Here is a 13846-nt window from a genome sequence, read left to right as displayed (position 1 = left end):
TTCGGGTAAAAAACAACATATACCCTCAACGCGCAATTGTCACCCTTTCAGAGGCCTAAAACCCCTGTCCGGAAAACCGAAGTCGCACATTATAACGATTTCGTAGCATTTGGCAGCTAAATACTGGTCTTATCAGGGAAGATTATCAACCGCTATCCGAAAAAGATTCGCGGTTGATAAATAATCTGCGGGAAAACGCACAGTTTCGTGAACTATCGCAACCACTGGCGGAACTTCTTGTAACGCCACGCTAAAAGGGCCAGGGCCAGCAGGGCGTAGATGACCGGCTGAGGGGATAAAATCTTCACCGACCACAGGTAATGAATCGGGGCGAGGATCGCGACAAGATAGACGAAGTTGTGCAGCAGTTGCCAGCGTCGACCCAGTTTTCGCTGCGCATACTGCGTGGATGTCAGCGTCAGCGCCAGTAAAACCAGCCAGCTTACGATACCCAGCGTCAGATAGGGACGCGTCACCAGTTCGCTGCCAAGGAGTGCCAGGTTGTTAATGCCCAGTTCCAGCAGGGCATAACTGGTGAGATGCAGCGTCGCCCAGGCAAAACACCATAGCCCTAAAAGCCGACGGGTGCGTATCAATAATGGCTGTTTAGCGTAGCGCGCCAGCGGTGAGACGAGCAAGGTCGCCAGCAAAAATTTCAGAGCCATCCGACCCGTAAAATGCTGAATATCTTTCGCCGGATCGGCACTGAACTGTCCCTGGCTGGCTGCCCAGAAGAGCCAGATAAAGGGGAGCAATCCTGCTAAATGCAGGAGTACCTTCAGCCAGGTTATCTGCTTTGCCGTTAAACGCACTTAGAAGTTCTCCCGTAAATTCAGCCCACGGTAGAGGGATGCCACCTCATCCGCATAGCCGTTAAACAGCAGCGTTGGCTGGCGTTTAACATCCAGCGCGCCGCCGGAGCCGATAAAACGTTCCGTTGCCTGCGACCAGCGCGGATGGTCAACGTGCGGGTTAACGTTGGCAAAAAAACCATACTCGTCAGGCGCTGCCAGGTTCCAGGTGGTGGGGGGGCGTTCACGGGTGAGCTTAATGCTGACGATCGATTTGATGCCCTTGAAACCGTATTTCCACGGTACGGTCAGGCGAATGGGCGCCCCGTTTTGCGGCGGCAGCGCTTTGCCATAAACCCCGACGGTGAGCAGCGTAAGCGGATGCATGGCTTCGTCGAGACGTAAACCTTCAACGTAGGGATACTCCAGCCCGCCGCCGATAAACCGATCCTTCTGGCCTGGCATCTCGTCCGGGGCGTAGCGCGTCTGGAAGGAAACATACTTCGCGTTGCTGGTGGGCTCAACCAGCGCCAGCAGTTTATGCAAAGGGAAACCTACCCACGGCACCACCATCGACCAGGCTTCCACACAGCGCATACGGTAAATGCGTTCTTCAAGTGGGAAGCGGGTGGTGAGGTCATGATGATCCAGCGTCAGCGGTTTTGCCACCTCGCCATCTATCTTCAGCGTCCAGGGATCGGTTTTCATGCTCCCGGCGTTGGCGGCAGGATCGGCCTTATCGAGACCAAACTCATAGAAGTTGTTATAGCCGGTGACTTTATCTTCCGGCGTCAGCGCCAGTTTATTCTGCCACTGCGCCGGTTTGGTGAAGTTAAGCGGTGCGCCGGAGGGGGCTTTCGGGCGATCGTTGCCCTTAAACCAGTCGAGCAGATCGGCATGGGCCGCAGGGGTGAGCGTCAGGGCGGTGGCGCTGATGCCAAGCATTTTCAGGATCTGGCGGCGCTGTAGCATAAAGACAGATTCAGACGTTACGTCGGCTTCCGTCAGTTTTCGGGTTTTCATGGCATCCTCCGTCAGGCGTTTTTCTAAGCATGACGGAGGAGGAGGGTTAGCGCGAATATGTCACGAAAATTTGAAGATTAGGCGATTTTAACAAGCGCACGACCGTGGAACTGGTTGTCCATGATTTTATTGGCGAACTCTGGCGCCTGGCTCAGGGTAATCTCAGTGGCGCTCTGGTCAAAGAATGAGGCTGGCAGATCCTGCACCAGACGTTCCCAGGCCTCAGCCCGCCGCTCGGCTGGGGTCATGACCGAATCGACACCCTGAAGACGCACGTTACGCAGAATAAATGGCATCACCGTCGTCGGCAGGGCAAAACCACCCGCCAGTCCACAGGCCGCCACGCAGCCGCCGTAATTCATTTGCGCCAGCACCTTCGCCAGCACTTTGTCGCCGACGGTATCTACTGCGCCAGCCCAGACCTGTTTTTCCAGCGGGCGGGTCTCGGCAAATTCGTCGCGGCTCAGAATGCGGCTTGCGCCCAATTGACGTAGATAGTCATGCGTACTTTCGCGGCCTGAGACGGCAGCGACCTGATACCCCAACTTGTGCAGCAGCGTGACGGCCGTGCTGCCCACGCCGCCGCTGGCGCCGGTGACGACAATTTCGCCAGAGTCAGGGCGGATCCCGGCCTCTTCCAGCGCCATCACGCACAGCATGGCGGTGAAACCTGCCGTGCCGATGATCATCGCCTTACGACCGTCCAGGCCTTTCGGCATCGGGACCAGCCAGTCACCTTTTACGCGCGCCTGCGCTGCCAGTCCGCCCCAGTGGTTTTCACCTACGCCCCAGCCGGTGAGCAGCACCTGCTGTCCGGCGTGAAAACGTGGATCTTCACTGGTATGTACGCGGCCTGCAAAGTCGATTCCTGGCACCATCGGGAAATTTCGGATGATTTTACCTTTTCCCGTAATGGCCAGCGCATCCTTATAGTTCAGGCTGGACCAGTCGATATCTACGGTCACGTCGCCCTCCGGCAGGCGGCTCTCCTCGATGGCTTGCACTGAGGCAACGGTTTTGCCGTCCTGCTGTTCTAAGATCAAAGCCTGCATACTGGGTCCTCACTAGGTTTGATGATGGGAAAATATGTTCTGATGACTATACTCGCTCAATGAAACGCAGTGCCGATTTAACGCAATAAATTGCCAGATACGCCAGGTTTGGTAGTATGCCGCATTTGAAATGCAAGTTAGTGCTCACTTGCACCCCCTTCAACCCACGGAGTAATCTCAAGGATGCGATTAACGACGAAGTTCTCAGCTTTTATCACCTTGCTGACGGGGCTGACCATATTTGTCACGCTAATCGGCTGCTCGCTGAGCTTTTACAATGCCATCCAGGATAAGCTGGTTAACCGGGTTGAATCGGTTGCATCGGTTATCGACACTCGCCTGATTGCAACCTCCTTCCCGGCGCTTTCGCGTGAGCTGGATGAGTTAATGGTGCCTGTGGATATCGTGCAGATCGACATTAAACAGGGGAAGCAGACCGTTTTCAGCCATACCCGCCAGGGCAGCTATCGTCCTGCCGGCACGGTAGATCAGTATCGGAACGTCACGGTTAATTCACTTAAACATCCGGGTATGACAATTCATCTGATGTACCAGGATCCGATGAGCAACTATTTACGCTCGCTTATGACCACCGCGCCCTTAACCATCGCCGTTGCCTTTATCGTACTGCTGATTTTCCTCGCCGTTCGCTGGCAGCGTCGTCAACTTTCCGGCCAGGAACTGCTGGAAACACGCTCCGTGCGGATACTGAATGGCGAACGGGGTCCACAGGTGCGGGGATCGGTTTATGAATGGCCATCACGCACCAGTAGCGCCCTGGACGTGCTGCTCTCCGAAATCCAGTTTGCCAGCGATCAGCGTAGCCGTATGGACACATTGATTCGCTCTTACGCCGCGCAGGATAACAAAACGGGCCTCAACAACCGTCTCTTCTTTGATAATCAGCTGGCTACCCTTCTTGATGACCCCGAAAAGGTGGGTACGCATGGCGTGGTAATGATGATTCGCCTGCCCGACTTCGATCTGCTCCGTGATACCTGGGGTCAGCGCGTGGCGGAAGAGAACCTCTTTACGCTGATTAACCTGCTGTCCACCTTTATTATGCGCTACCCCGGCGCGTTACTGGCACGCTACCACCGCAGCGATTTTGCCGTCTTGCTGCCGCATCGCACCTTAAAGGAGTCCGAGAGTATCGCCAGCCAGCTGCTGAAAGCCGTCGATGCGCTGCCCCAGAGCAAAATGCTCGACAGAGACGATATGGTGCATATGGGCATCTGTGCCTGGCGCGGCGGTCAGTCGACGGAGCAGGTGATGGAACATGCGGAAGCGGCCACGCGTAACGCCGTATTGCAGGGGGCGAACGGCTGGGCAGTCTATGATGATACGCTGCCGGAGAAAGGGCGCGGCAACGTGCGCTGGCGAACCCTGATTGAACAGATGCTGAGCCGGGGCGGACCGCGCATCTATCAAAAACCGGCGGTCATGAAGAATGGTCATGTTCATCATCGTGAGCTGATGTGCCGTATTTTTGATGGCACTGAAGAGGTTATCTCCGCGGAATATCTGCCCATGGTGTTGCAATTCGGATTGTCCGAAGAGTATGACCGTCAGCAAATCACCCGTCTCATTCCGTTTTTATCGTACTGGCCTGAAGAAAATCTGGCTTTACAGGTGACCGTCGAATCGCTGATCCGTCCGCGTTTCCAGCGCTGGTTACGTGACACGTTAATGCAATGCGAAAAATCGCAACGCAAACGCATTATTTTTGAACTTGCAGAGGCAGATGTAGGTCAACACATCAGCCGGTTGCGCCCGGTAGTGCGTTTAATCAATGCGCTTGGGGCTCGCGTGGCGGTAACCCAGGCGGGTTTGACGCTGGTGAGCACCCGCTGGATCAAAGAGCTGGATGTTGAATTATTGAAGCTGCATCCGGGTCTGGTAAGGAATATTGAAAAACGCACGGAAAACCAGCTGCTGGTACAAAGCCTGGTGGAAGCGTGCAAAGGAACGCAAACGCAAGTATTTGCCACAGGCGTACGTTCACGTAGTGAATGGCAGATGTTGACAGAGCGCGGCGTGACGGGCGGTCAGGGGGATTTTTTTGCCGCCTCTCAGCCGCTTGACACCAATGTGAAAAAATATTTGCAAAGATACTCTGTTTGACCTGCCGTTTACTTTGTTTTCACGTAGAATATCGCGCCTGTAGCTTTGAGTAAGACGAGCATAAAAGCCAGTGAACGACCTTTAGTGGGTTACAAGTGAAAGTGAGGGACGCTGCTGTTTACTCAGCCCTGAGGGATTCAGGGGATGAATTTGTAACAAAGGAAACGTGCTGCACTAATTTTCACCGTAGCAGACGATTTTTGCGCCTTGTCGCTGCTGCGTGTGGTTGGTAAAGTAAGCGGATTTTGTTTTCCGCCCCAGCTTTCAGGATTATCCCTTAGTATGTTGAAAAAATTTCGTGGCATGTTTTCCAATGACCTGTCCATTGACCTGGGTACCGCGAATACCCTTATTTATGTAAAAGGACAAGGCATCGTATTGAATGAGCCTTCCGTTGTGGCCATTCGTCAGGATCGTGCCGGCTCGCCAAAAAGCGTGGCCGCAGTAGGTCATGATGCGAAGCAGATGCTGGGCCGTACGCCGGGCAACATCGCCGCGATCCGCCCTATGAAAGACGGCGTTATTGCTGACTTCTTCGTGACCGAAAAAATGCTTCAGCACTTCATCAAGCAGGTTCACAGCAACAGCTTCATGCGCCCAAGCCCGCGCGTGCTGGTGTGTGTGCCGGTTGGCGCAACCCAGGTTGAACGCCGTGCGATCCGTGAATCCGCTCAGGGTGCCGGTGCGCGTGAAGTGTTCCTGATTGAAGAACCGATGGCTGCGGCAATTGGTGCGGGTCTGCCGGTTTCTGAGGCTACCGGTTCTATGGTGGTGGATATCGGTGGCGGTACCACTGAAGTGGCCGTTATCTCCCTGAACGGTGTGGTGTACTCCTCTTCCGTGCGTATCGGCGGCGACCGTTTCGACGAAGCCATCATCAATTACGTTCGCCGTAACTACGGCTCTCTGATCGGTGAAGCAACCGCAGAGCGCATCAAGCATGAAATCGGTTCTGCCTATCCGGGTGATGAAGTACGCGAGATCGAAGTTCGCGGTCGTAACCTGGCTGAAGGCGTGCCACGCGGATTCACCCTGAACTCCAACGAAATCCTGGAAGCGTTGCAGGAGCCGCTGACCGGCATCGTGAGCGCGGTGATGGTTGCGCTGGAACAGTGCCCGCCAGAGCTGGCTTCCGATATCTCCGAGCGCGGTATGGTTCTGACCGGTGGTGGTGCGCTGCTGCGTAACCTCGACCGCCTGTTAATGGAAGAGACAGGTATTCCTGTCGTAGTTGCAGAAGATCCACTGACTTGCGTCGCCCGTGGTGGTGGCAAGGCGCTGGAAATGATCGACATGCACGGCGGCGACTTGTTTAGCGAAGAGTAGTCGGGTGTGAGAGGGTAGCAATTCGCTACCCTTTCTCTCTGACGCGAGAATACGCATAGCCTATGAAGCCAATTTTTAGCCGTGGCCCGTCGCTACAGTTTCGCCTGATCCTGGCGGTTCTGGTTGCGCTCGGGGTCATTATTGCCGATAGCCGCCTCGGTACGTTCAGCCAGATCCGAACGTACATGGATACCGCCGTCAGTCCTTTCTACTTTATTTCAAATGGTCCCCGTGAACTGCTCGACTCCGTGTCGCAAACGCTCTCATCGCGTGACCAGCTCGAACTCGAAAACCGTGCGTTACGCCAGGAACTGCTGCTGAAAAATAGCGAGCTGCTGATGCTGGGGCAATATAAGCAGGAAAACGCCCGTCTGCGCGAACTGCTCGGCTCGCCGCTGCGCCAGGATGAACAGAAAATGGTCACCCAGGTAATCTCCACCGTAAACGATCCGTACAGTGATCAGGTGGTGATTGATAAAGGCAGCGTGAACGGCGTATACGAAGGTCAGCCTGTCATCAGCGATAAGGGCGTCGTGGGCCAGGTTGTGGCGGTTGCCAAACTGACCAGCCGCGTGTTGCTGATTTGCGATGCCACCCATGCACTGCCGATTCAGGTGCTGCGTAACGATATTCGCGTGATTGCCGCCGGTAATGGCTGCACGGACGATCTGCAACTGGAACACCTGCCTGCCAACACGGATATCCGAGTGGGCGACGTGCTGGTGACGTCCGGTCTGGGCGGTCGTTTCCCTGAGGGCTACCCGGTTGCGGTTGTCTCTTCCGTGAAGCTCGACACTCAGCGTGCCTACACCGTGATTCAGGCGCGTCCAACGGCCGGCTTGCAGCGTTTGCGCTACCTGTTGCTGCTGTGGGGGGCCGATCGTAACGGCGCTAACCCGATGACCCCGGAAGATGTGCATCGCGTGGCCAACGAACGCCTGATGCAGATGATGCCGCAGGTGCTGCCTGCGCCGGATGCGATGGGACCACCTGCACCCGTACCGGCTCCGGCGACGGGGTTAACGCAGCCGCTGCCGGATGCGCCCCCACCGCCGCAAGTCTCGGGTGGAGGGCAGTAGTGGCCAGTTATCGTAGCCAGGGGCGCTGGGTAATCTGGCTCTCATTCCTCGTTGCACTGTTGCTGCAAATTATGCCCTGGCCGGACGACATTCTTGTTTTCCGGCCAAACTGGGTATTGCTCATTTTGCTCTACTGGATCCTTGCCCTGCCGCACCGCGTAAATGTCGGCACAGGTTTTGTGATGGGTGCCATACTGGATCTTATCAGTGGCTCTACGCTTGGCGTCCGCGCCTTATCCATGAGCATTATTGCGTATCTCGTCGCACTCAAATTCCAGCTCTTTCGTAACCTTGCGCTCTGGCAACAGGCGCTGGTAGTGATGTTGTTGTCGCTCGCTGCGGATATCGTTGTTTTCTGGGCAGAGTTTTTAGTGATCAACGTCTCTTTCCGACCGGAAGTGTTCTGGAGTAGTGTAGTAAACGGTGTGCTCTGGCCGTGGCTGTTCCTGCTGATGCGTAAAATTCGCCAGCAGTTTGCCGTGCAATAAAAGGTTTCTATGACGTCTTTGTATCTTGCCTCCGGTTCTCCGCGTCGCCAGGAACTGCTCGCGCAGTTGGGTGTCTCCTTCGAACGCATCGTTACCGGTATCGAAGAAAAACGTGCTGAGGGTGAAAGCGCTCAGCAGTATGTCTCTCGTCTGGCGCGTGAAAAAGCGCAGGCGGGCGTGGCATGCGTGCCGCGTGACTTACCGGTGCTGGGTGCGGATACCATCGTTATTCTCAATGGTGAGGTGCTTGAGAAACCCCGCGACGTAGACCATGCGGCGCGGATGCTGCGTAATATGTCCGGACAAACCCATCAGGTGATGACGGCGGTAGCGCTGGCAGATAGCCAGTACGTTCTGGATTGCCTTGTGGTAACGGAAGTGACGTTCAGAGTCCTCACCGACGAGGAGATCGCCGGCTATATCGCCAGCGGTGAACCTATGGATAAAGCAGGTGCATACGGTATTCAAGGGTTGGGTGGCTGTTTTGTCAGGAAGATAAATGGCAGCTATCACGCCGTAGTCGGCTTACCGCTGGTGGAAACGTATGAGTTGCTGAGCAATTTTAACTCACTGCGTGAGGGAAGGGATAATTATGACGGCTGAATTGTTGGTAAACGTAACGCCATCGGAAACCCGTGTGGCCTACATTGATGGTGGCATTCTCCAGGAAATTCATATTGAGCGTGAAGCGCGACGCGGAATCGTAGGCAATATCTACAAAGGTCGTGTCAGTCGTGTCCTGCCGGGTATGCAGGCGGCTTTTGTAGATATTGGGCTCGATAAGGCGGCGTTTTTACATGCCTCCGATATCATGCCGCACACCGAATGTGTGGCAGGCGAAGAGCAAAAGCAGTTTGCCGTGCGCGACATCTCTGAGCTGGTGCGTCAGGGCCAGGATCTGATGGTACAGGTGGTAAAAGATCCGCTTGGCACCAAAGGCGCGCGTCTGACCACCGACATCACCCTGCCTTCACGCTATCTGGTCTTTATGCCGGGGGCGTCGCACGTCGGCGTGTCACAGCGCATTGAGAGCGAAAGCGAGCGTGAGCGCCTGAAAAAGGTGGTCAGCGCCTACTGCGACGAGCAGGGCGGGTTTATTATCCGTACCGCGGCGGAAGGGATCAGCGAAGAAGATCTGGCCTCGGATGCGGCCTATCTGAAGCGCGTCTGGACCAAAGTGATGGAGCGTAAAAAACGCAACCAGACCCGCTACCGGCTGTACGGTGAGCTGGCGCTCGCTCAGCGCGTATTACGTGATTTCGCCGACGCCCAGCTTGACCGCATCCGCGTGGACTCCCGTCTGACGTACGAAGCCTTACTGGAGTTCACCGCCGAGTACATCCCGGAAATGCCGGGTCTGCTGGAGCATTACACTGGACGCCAGCCAATATTTGACCTCTATGACGTTGAAAACGAAATCCAGCGTGCGCTGGAGCGTAAGGTTGAGCTGAAATCGGGTGGCTATCTGATCATCGATCAAACCGAAGCGATGACCACCGTCGACATCAACACCGGCGCGTTTGTCGGACATCGCAACCTCGATGACACCATCTTCAACACCAACATCGAAGCGACGCAGGCCATCGCGCGTCAGCTTCGTCTGCGTAATCTGGGCGGCATTATCATCATCGACTTTATCGATATGAACAATGAAGATCACCGCCGTCGCGTGCTGCACTCTCTGGAGCAGGCGCTGAGTAAAGATCGCGTGAAAACCAGCATCAATGGCTTCTCGCAGCTCGGTCTGGTGGAAATGACCCGGAAACGGACCCGCGAAAGCGTGGAACATGTCCTGTGTAATGAGTGTCCAACCTGCCATGGACGCGGAACGGTAAAGACGGTGGAGACGGTCTGCTACGAGATCATGCGTGAGATTGTCCGTGTCCATCATGCCTACGACTCAGACCGTTTTCTGGTCTATGCTTCCCCTGCGGTGGCGGAGGCCCTGAAAGGGGAAGAGTCGCACGCGCTGGCAGAAGTGGAAATCTTTGTCGGCAAACAGGTAAAAGTGCAAATTGAGCCGCTCTATAACCAGGAGCAGTTTGACGTCGTCATGATGTAAACGCAGTTCGCTGCGAGATTTAAGGCTGACAAGGAGAGACGCGTGAGGCGATTGCCGGGGATTTTACTGCTTACAGGGGCAACGCTGGTCGTGATTGTCGCGTTGCTCGTGAGCGGGCTGCGTCTCGCCTTGCCGCATCTGGACAGCTGGCGTCCGCAGATCCTGGCAAAAATCGAATCCGCCACCGGCCTGCCGGTGGACGTGAGTCATATCGAGGCAAGCTGGCAGAACTTTGGCCCGACGCTAGATGCCCGGGATATCAGCGCCGGCCTGAAAGATGGCGGCCACCTCAAAATCAAACGCGTCACCCTGGCGCTGGATATCTGGCAAAGCCTGCTGCATCTGCGCTGGCAGTTTCGCGATCTCACCTTCTGGCAACTTCAGCTGATGACTAACACGCCGCTGCGAAGCGGCGACAGCGATCGGGGGCTGGAAACCAGCCGTATCAGCGATCTGTTCCTGCGGCAGTTCGATCATTTCGATCTGCGCGACAGCGAAGTGAGCTTTATTACTCTTTCCGGCCAGCGCGCTGAGCTGGCGATCCCACAGCTGACCTGGTTAAACGGGAAAGATCGCCACCGCGCCGAGGGGCAGGTGAATCTCTCCAGCCTGAACGGGCAGCACGGCGTTATGCAGGTGCGGATGGATCTGCGTGACGACAATGGCTTGCTGAACAACGGCAGGGTGTGGCTACAGGCGGACGACGTGGACGTGAAGCCGTGGCTCGGTGAGTGGTTACAGCAGAACATGCAGCTGGAGACCGCGCGCTTCAGCCTGGAAGGCTGGATGACCCTGACGAACGGGACGTTCGCCAGCGGCGATATCTGGCTTAAGCAGGGGGGCGCGAGCTGGAAAGGGGAAAACCATCAGCATCAACTTTCCGTCGATAACCTCACCGCACACGTGACGCAGGATAAAGGCGGCTGGCAGTTCGCTATACCGGATACGCGCATCTCCATGGATAACAAACCCTGGCCGCGCGGCGCGCTGACGCTGGCGTGGATGCCGGAGCAGGACGTCGGCGGGATAAACGGTAAACGCAGCGACGAGCTGCGTATCCGCGCCAGTAACCTGGATCTGACGGCGATCGAAGGGCTGCGTTCAATGGCCGCAAAACTCTCCCCGGAGCTGGGCGAAATCTGGCTGGCGACGCAGCCGAGCGGGCAAATAAACCGGCTGGCGTTGGATATTCCGCTCCAGGCTACGGAAAAGACGCGTTTTCAGGCGGCATGGAAAAATCTCGCATGGAAACAGTGGAAACTGCTGCCGGGTGCCGAGCACTTCAGCGGTAAACTGGAAGGAAGCGTGGAAAACGGCAGGCTGACAGCAGAAATGCAGGACGCGAAAATGCCGTACGAAACGGTCTTCCGTGCGCCACTGGAGATCGAAAAGGGAAATGCCACCCTCAACTGGCTGAAGAATGACAAAGGTTTTCAGCTCGATGGCCGCGATATCGATGTGAAAGCCAAAGCGGTACATGCCCGCGGTAATTTCCGTTATCTACAGCCTGAAGGCGATGAGCCGTGGTTGGGTATTCTGGCGGGCATCAGCACGGATGACGGTTCGCAGGCGTGGCGCTACTTCCCGGAAAACCTGATGGGGAAAGCGCTGGTGGACTATCTCAGCGGCGCCATTCAGGGCGGCCAGGCGGATAACGCCACGCTGGTCTACGGCGGCAACCCGCACCTGTTCCCGTATAAGCACAACGAAGGCCAGTTCCAGGTTCTGGTGCCGCTACGCAACGCCACCTATGCCTTCCAGCCGGACTGGCCGGCGCTGAAGAATCTGGATATTGAACTCAACTTCCTGAATGACGGCCTGTGGATGAAGACGGACAGCGTTGCGCTGGGCGGCGTAACGGCAAGCAACCTGAGGGCAAACATCCCGGATTACTCCAAAGAGAAACTGCTGATCGATGCGGATATTAAGGGGCCGGGTAAAGCGGTTGGCCCGTACTTTGAAGATACGCCGCTGAATGACTCCCTGGCAGCCACCCTTCAGCAGTTGCAGTTAGATGGCGATGTGAATGCTCGCTTACATCTGGATATCCCGCTGGACGGTGAAATGACCACCGCCAAAGGTGACGTTCGCCTTAATAACAACAGCCTCTATATCAAGCCGCTGGACAGCACGCTGAAAAACCTCAGCGGTCAGTTCAGCTTTGTTAACGGCACGCTGAAAAGTGAGCCGCTGAAAGCGACCTGGTTCAATCAACCCGTCAATATCGATTTCTCCACCACCGAGGGCGATAAAGCCTACAAGGTGGCGGTCAATATGGACGCGAACTGGCAGCCGTCACGCATGGATGTTCTGCCGAAGCCGATTGAAAATGCGGTGGACGGCGCGGTGTCATGGAATGGCAAGGTCGCCATCGACCTGCCTTATCATGCCGGTGCGCGCTATAACGTCGACATTACGGGCGATCTGAAAAACCTCAGCAGCCAACTTCCCGCGCCGCTGAATAAGAAAAGCGGTGAAGCATTGCCCGTCAATGTTAAGGTTGCGGGCAACCTTAACAGCTTCGATTTAACCGGAAACGCTGGTGGAACAAACCACTTCAACAGCCGCTGGCTGCTTAACCGCAAGCTGACGCTGGACAGAGCGATCTGGACGACGGACAGCCGTACCACGCCGCCGCTGCCGGAGCAGGCGGGCGTTGAACTGAATCTCCCGCCGATGGATGGCGCAGAGTGGCTGGCACTGTTCCAGAAAGGTGTCGGGCAAAACGTCGACCAAACGGCGCAGTTCCCACAGTCCATTACCTTGCGCACGCCTGCGCTGACGCTGGGCGGGCAGCAGTGGAACAACCTGAGTATTGTCTCCCGGCCGACGGTAAACGGCTCAAAGGTCGAGGCGCAGGGGCGTGAGATTAACGGTTCGTTGACCATGCGCGATCACGCGCCATGGCAGGCGGCTATCCGTTATCTCTATTACAATCCGACCTTTACGGCGTCTAAAGCAGAGTCGACAAGCGCTTCTCCTGTCAGTGGCAGTGGGAGGTCGCGCGTGGATTTCAGCGGCTGGCCCGATCTCCAGTTGCGCTGTGCGGAGTGCTGGCTGTGGGGGCAAAAATATGGCCGTATCGACGGTGATTTTGCTATTCAGGGCAATACGCTGAGCCTCTCTGGTGGGCTGGTGGATACCGGCTTTGGCCGCATGACTGCCGCTGGCGAATGGGTGAACAAACCGGGTGAACAGCGCACCTCGCTGAAAGGCGATATTAAAGGCAACAAGCTGGACGCCGCAGCTAACTTCTTCGGCATTAGCACGCCGCTTCGCGGATCGTCCTTCGATGTGAATTACGATCTGCACTGGCGCGCAGCGCCATGGACACCCGATGAAGCTTCGCTTAACGGCATCCTGAAAACCCACTTCGGTAAGGGGGAGATTGCCGATGTGAGCACGGGGCGCGCCGGGCAGATCCTGCGTCTGCTGAGTTTTGACGCGCTGCTGCGCAAGCTGCGCTTCGACTTTAGCGACACCTTCAGCGAAGGTTTCTACTACGATTCCATTCGCAGCACGGCGTGGATCAAAGACGGCGTTCTGCACACCGACGACACGCTGGTGGACGGCCTGGAAGCGGATATCGCGATGAAAGGGTCAGTGGATCTCGTGCGCCGCGAGCTGGATATGGAAGCCGTGGTGGCGCCGGAGATTTCCGCAAGCGTGGGCGTTGCGGCAGCCTTTGTGGTCAATCCGATCGTCGGGGCGGCGGTGTTTGCGGCCAGTAAAGTGCTGGGACCGCTCTGGAGCAAAGTCTCGATTCTGCGCTATCGCATCACCGGGCCGGTTGATAAACCACAGATTAATGAGGTGCTGCGCCAGCCGCGCAAAGAAGCACAGCAATGATTTGACGTGGGCAGGTAATTGCCTCACTCTCAATAAATACGATCTTTATACC

General features: G+C 56.2%; 10 protein-coding genes. 7 read left to right on the top strand and 3 right to left on the bottom strand.

Annotated elements, in window-relative coordinates:
• Positions 1-212: 212 nt before the first annotated feature.
• The 3 genes from msrQ to L463_RS21025 all read right to left on the bottom strand — a co-directional run bounded on the left by msrQ (position 213) and on the right by L463_RS21025 (position 2866).
• Positions 213-812 (bottom strand): protein-methionine-sulfoxide reductase heme-binding subunit MsrQ, encoded by a 600-nt coding sequence (gene msrQ / locus L463_RS21015; protein ID WP_003860393.1) that lies wholly within the window; start codon positions 810-812, stop codon positions 213-215.
• A complete protein-coding gene (gene msrP / locus L463_RS21020) occupies positions 813-1814 on the bottom strand; it encodes a protein-methionine-sulfoxide reductase catalytic subunit MsrP (RefSeq protein WP_015572016.1) in 1002 nt (333 codons plus the stop codon).
• Between the two features lie 77 nt (positions 1815-1891).
• On the bottom strand, positions 1892-2866 hold the full coding sequence (locus tag L463_RS21025) for an acrylyl-CoA reductase (NADPH) (RefSeq protein ID WP_015572015.1): 975 nt from the start codon (positions 2864-2866) through the stop codon (positions 1892-1894).
• A 183-nt stretch (positions 2867-3049) separates the two neighbouring features.
• On the opposite strand from L463_RS21025, the gene csrD reads away from it, so the two are divergent.
• The 7 genes from csrD to yhdP all read left to right on the top strand — a co-directional run bounded on the left by csrD (position 3050) and on the right by yhdP (position 13794).
• Positions 3050-4990: an RNase E specificity factor CsrD gene (gene csrD, locus L463_RS21030; RefSeq protein WP_017693893.1), complete on the top strand. Its 1941-nt coding sequence runs from the start codon at positions 3050-3052 to the stop codon at positions 4988-4990.
• Between the two features lie 282 nt (positions 4991-5272).
• The gene (mreB, locus tag L463_RS21035) at positions 5273-6316 is read left to right on the top strand and encodes a rod shape-determining protein MreB (RefSeq protein ID WP_000913396.1); all 1044 of its coding nucleotides are present in this window, start codon (positions 5273-5275) and stop codon (positions 6314-6316) included.
• A 62-nt stretch (positions 6317-6378) separates the two neighbouring features.
• Positions 6379-7395 carry a rod shape-determining protein MreC gene (gene mreC / locus L463_RS21040; protein WP_003860400.1) on the top strand — a complete coding sequence of 339 codons (1017 nt, stop codon included), beginning with the start codon at positions 6379-6381 and terminating at the stop codon, positions 7393-7395.
• The gene (mreD, locus tag L463_RS21045; RefSeq protein WP_003860402.1) at positions 7395-7883 is read left to right on the top strand and encodes a rod shape-determining protein MreD; all 489 of its coding nucleotides are present in this window, start codon (positions 7395-7397) and stop codon (positions 7881-7883) included. The genes mreC and mreD overlap by 1 nt, the downstream gene beginning before the upstream one ends.
• A gap of 9 nt (positions 7884-7892) precedes the next feature.
• Positions 7893-8486 (top strand): Maf family protein, encoded by a 594-nt coding sequence (locus tag L463_RS21050; protein ID WP_023295509.1) that lies wholly within the window; start codon positions 7893-7895, stop codon positions 8484-8486.
• The gene (rng, locus tag L463_RS21055) at positions 8476-9945 is read left to right on the top strand and encodes a ribonuclease G (protein ID WP_003860405.1); all 1470 of its coding nucleotides are present in this window, start codon (positions 8476-8478) and stop codon (positions 9943-9945) included. Before L463_RS21050 ends, rng begins: the two co-directional genes overlap by 11 nt.
• A gap of 42 nt (positions 9946-9987) precedes the next feature.
• Entirely contained in the window at positions 9988-13794 is a 3807-nt protein-coding gene (gene yhdP, locus L463_RS21060) for an AsmA2 domain-containing protein YhdP (protein WP_032673067.1), read from the top strand.
• Positions 13795-13846 lie beyond the last annotated feature (52 nt).

The sequence above is a fragment of the Enterobacter sp. BIDMC 27 genome, from assembly GCF_000534415.1.
GTDB classification, from domain to species: Bacteria; Pseudomonadota; Gammaproteobacteria; order Enterobacterales; family Enterobacteriaceae; genus Enterobacter; species Enterobacter hormaechei_C.
The sequence above is the reverse complement of the archived record's forward strand: the minus strand, read 5'-3'. Positions and strand labels throughout refer to the sequence as shown.

What these genes read in the sequence shown, in the direction of transcription:
- msrP (WP_015572016.1), bottom strand. Translation starts at nt 1,814, where the DNA reads ATGAAAACCCGAAAACTGACGGAAGCCGACGTAACGTCTGAATCTGTC.
- L463_RS21025 (WP_015572015.1), bottom strand. Translation starts at nt 2,866, where the DNA reads ATGCAGGCTTTGATCTTAGAACAGCAGGACGGCAAAACCGTTGCCTCA.
- csrD (WP_017693893.1), top strand. Translation starts at nt 3,050, where the DNA reads ATGCGATTAACGACGAAGTTCTCAGCTTTTATCACCTTGCTGACGGGG.
- mreB (WP_000913396.1), top strand. Translation starts at nt 5,273, where the DNA reads ATGTTGAAAAAATTTCGTGGCATGTTTTCCAATGACCTGTCCATTGAC.
- mreC (WP_003860400.1), top strand. Translation starts at nt 6,379, where the DNA reads ATGAAGCCAATTTTTAGCCGTGGCCCGTCGCTACAGTTTCGCCTGATC.
- L463_RS21050 (WP_023295509.1), top strand. Translation starts at nt 7,893, where the DNA reads ATGACGTCTTTGTATCTTGCCTCCGGTTCTCCGCGTCGCCAGGAACTG.
- rng (WP_003860405.1), top strand. Translation starts at nt 8,476, where the DNA reads ATGACGGCTGAATTGTTGGTAAACGTAACGCCATCGGAAACCCGTGTG.